Annotated in this window: 4 protein-coding genes; 3 read left to right on the top strand and 1 reads right to left on the bottom strand. The window is 73.0% G+C overall.

Annotated features, from left to right (window positions below):
• Window positions 1-81: 81 nt before the first annotated feature.
• From tnpA to tnpC, 3 genes are read left to right on the top strand one after another with little or no spacing between them, the layout of a single operon-like run.
• Window positions 82-543, top strand: coding sequence for an IS66-like element accessory protein TnpA (gene tnpA, locus H7965_RS29305; RefSeq protein ID WP_186774020.1), 462 nt, complete (start codon window positions 82-84; stop codon window positions 541-543).
• Window positions 540-884, top strand: a complete 345-nt coding sequence (gene tnpB, locus H7965_RS29300) for an IS66 family insertion sequence element accessory protein TnpB (protein WP_186774019.1) — start codon at window positions 540-542, stop codon at window positions 882-884. Before tnpA ends, tnpB begins: the two co-directional genes overlap by 4 nt.
• Before the next feature lie 58 nt (window positions 885-942).
• A complete protein-coding gene (gene tnpC / locus H7965_RS29295; protein WP_186774018.1) occupies window positions 943-2466 on the top strand; it encodes an IS66 family transposase in 1524 nt (507 codons plus the stop codon).
• Between the two features lie 2 nt (window positions 2467-2468).
• Here the strand turns inward: tnpC and H7965_RS29290 are convergent, their stop codons facing one another.
• Entirely contained in the window at window positions 2469-2906 is a 438-nt protein-coding gene (locus H7965_RS29290) for a hypothetical protein (protein WP_186774017.1), read from the bottom strand.
• Window positions 2907-3016 lie beyond the last annotated feature (110 nt).

The following is a 3016-nucleotide window of genomic DNA, read 5'->3' as shown; positions in this document are numbered from 1 at the left end:
GTAACCGTCGTCCTGACCTCACCTTGCGAAACGCCCTGCTGATGATGCCGTGTCGCTTTACGGCATGCGGCGGAGGTGGCGTTGGAGATCGAGGCGGAGGCGGCCGAGACCGGTCATAGGAGTGGTCGTAGAACTGCTCGCAAGGCTCGCCCCGACGATGTTGTCGAGGTGGTCACACGCGGCGAGGGGCGGCGGAGCTGGTCGGCGGACCAAAAGCGCCGGATCGTCGTCGAGGCGATGCAGCCCGGCGTGACGCCGGCCGAGGTGATCCGGCGCTGGGGCCTCACCTCGAGCCTATTCTACACGTGGCGGCGGCAGGTGATGAGTGGCGGGCTCGGCGCCGTGCCGATGCCGCTGCCCGCCTTCGCGCAGGTCGCCATGGCGGAGGAGGCGCCGATTCCGCCGCTGTCTGCCCCGGAGATCCCGGTACGGCCGCCCGCGCGCATGGAGGTGGTGCTGCCGGACGGGACGGTGCTGCGGCTCGACGAGGATGTCGGCGCTGACGCACTGCGCCGGGTGCTGGCGGTGCTGCGCGGCCGATGATCGGGCCTCCACCGGGCGCCCGGGTGTTCCTTGCCTGCGGCGTCACCGACATGCGGCGCGGCATGGACAGCCTGGCGGCGCTGGTCCAGCAGTCGCTCGGCGCCGATCCGTTCGACGGCTCGCTCTATGCCTTCCGCGGCCGCAAGGGGCGGCTGGTGAAATGCCTCTGGCACGACGGCGTCGGCCTGTGTCTGCTGACCAAGCGCATCGAACAGGGTGCTTTCCCCTGGCCGGCGACGGCGACTGGCAAGGTGATGCTGTCGCCGGCGCAGATGTCCCTTCTGCTCGAGGGCCTCGAGTGGCGGCGGGTGCAGCCGGCCTGGCGGCCGACGGCGGTGTGATCGCTTGCGGCACCGCTTTCGCTTGGAGCGACGCGAAGTTGTCGGCGACGATTCCGGCGTGCCCGACGCCGCGTCTCCCGACCTGGTGGAACTGCGCACCGCGCTCGCCGCGGCCGAGGCGCGCATCGCGCAGCTCGAGCAGATCATCCACGATCTCCGCCGGTCGCGCTTCGGCCAGAGCATCGAGCGCGTCGATCCGGGGCAGCTCGCGCTGGCCCTCGGCGCGGCACCGCCGCCGCCACCGGCAGCGGATCACGACGCCGCCGCGGCGCCGGAGCGCAAGTCTGCCTCCGAGCGCCGCCGCAACCGCGGCGCGCTGCCGGCGCATCTGGAGCGCATCGAGCAGGTGATCGACATCGCCGACCGCGCCTGCCCCTGCTGCCGGCGCGAGATGCACCGGGTGGGCGAGGACCGCGCAGAGCGGCTGGACGTCGTGCCCGCCCAACTACGGGTCCGCGTGACTGTCCGGCCGCGCTATGCCTGCCGCCGCTGCGCCGAGGGCGTGCACCAGGCGCCCGCGCCGGCGCGGATCGTCGCCGGCGGCCTGCCGACCGAGGCGCTGCTGGCGCATGTCCTGGTCTCGAAATACGGCGATGGGCTGCCGCTGTATCGGCAGTGCCAGATCCTGGCCCGCGGCGGCATCCACCTCGACCGCGCGACGCTCTGCGACTGGGTGCGCCAGGCCTGCTGGTGGCTCAGGCCGCTGCACGAGCTGGTCCTCGCCCACATCGTCGGCCATGCGAGGGTGTTCGCCGACGACACGCCGCTGCCCACCCTGGCACCGGGCCGCGGCCGGACGCGGGACGGACGGATCTGGGCCTACGCCGCCGATGACCGCGCCTCGGGCGGCACCGGGCCGCCGGCCGTCGCCTACGTCTATGCCCCGGACCGCAAGGGCATCCGGCCCGCCCGCCATCTCGCCGCCTTCCGGGGCACGCTGCAGGTGGACGGCTATGGCGGCTTCCGCGCACTGGCCGATCGGCGCAACGACGGCGCCATCGCGCTCGCCTTCTGCTGGGCGCATCTGCGCCGGCGCTTCCACAAGATCCACGCCCACACCGCCTCGCCGATCGCCGCCGAGGCGCTGCTGCGCATCGGCGCGCTCTACGCCATCGAGCGCGAGGTCCGCGGCCGGCCCGCCGCAGAGCGCCAAGCCGTCCGCCAGGAGCGCAGCGCGCCGCTCGTGCGCAATCTCCGCACCTGGCTCGACGCCCAGCTCGGCCGCGTCAGCCAGGGCTCCGCGCTTGCCGCGGCGATCCGCTATGGCCTGCGGCACTGGGAGGGCCTCTGCCGGTTCCTGGACGACGGCACGCTCGAGCTCGACACCAACAGCGTGGAGCGGGAGATCCGGCCAGTCGTCGTCACGCGCAAGGCGGCTCTGTTCGCCGGCAGCGAGGGCGGCGGCGAGAACTGGGCCATCGCCACCACGCTGATCCGCACCGCCATCCTCAGCAGCGTCAACCCGCAGGCCTGGCTGACTGACGTGCTGGAGCGGATGGTTCGCGGCGAGGTGCGCTCGACGGAACTCGCCTCGCTACTGCCCTGGGCGTGGCGCCAGCCCGGCATCGCGGCCGCGGCGTAGGGCTATCGCGCCGGCAGCGCCGCCGGCACCTCCTCCGCCTCGCTCGTGTCGGCGTGCACCGCGCCGTGGATGATCCGCGTCGTGACCTCCTGCAGGTGGGCGACGAGCGCCCGATCCAGCTCGACGAACTCCGGCCAGAGCACCGTGTCGTTAAACCCGCGCGGCACACGCAGCATCACCGTCGTGCGCTTCTGCCGCGGGTAGCGGAAGGGCTTGAGGCCGTAGCGCCGGCACAGCGCCACGAAGAGCTGCCGCGACCAGGCGTCCGGCATGAAGAACTGCAACTCGACCGGCGGGTCCTGGCGCGCCTGCTTCTCCAGCCGCGCCTTGACCCGCTCCAACGCCGCGCCGGCCGCCTCCCGCTCGCCAGCCGTCCCCGCGCCGGCCATCAGCGCCTCGATCTTGCGCAGCCGCGCCAGCAGATCGTCCTCGACCGCCATCTCCACCCCGTCTCGCCGGAGCGCTCAGGCTACCGCGCCATCATGCGCCCGAGAAACCAGCCGAAAGGCAGATCAGCCGAGGCTCACCGTGCGGGCGGGACGACGGTTAC

The sequence above is a fragment of the Siccirubricoccus deserti genome (assembly GCF_014283215.1).
In the GTDB taxonomy this organism is placed as follows: Bacteria; Pseudomonadota; Alphaproteobacteria; order Acetobacterales; family Acetobacteraceae; genus Siccirubricoccus; species Siccirubricoccus deserti.
The sequence above is the reverse complement of the archived record's forward strand: the minus strand, read 5'-3'. Positions and strand labels throughout refer to the sequence as shown.

What these genes read in the sequence shown, in the direction of transcription:
- tnpB (WP_186774019.1), top strand. Translation starts at nt 540, where the DNA reads ATGATCGGGCCTCCACCGGGCGCCCGGGTGTTCCTTGCCTGCGGCGTC.
- H7965_RS29290 (WP_186774017.1), bottom strand. Translation starts at nt 2,906, where the DNA reads ATGGCGGTCGAGGACGATCTGCTGGCGCGGCTGCGCAAGATCGAGGCG.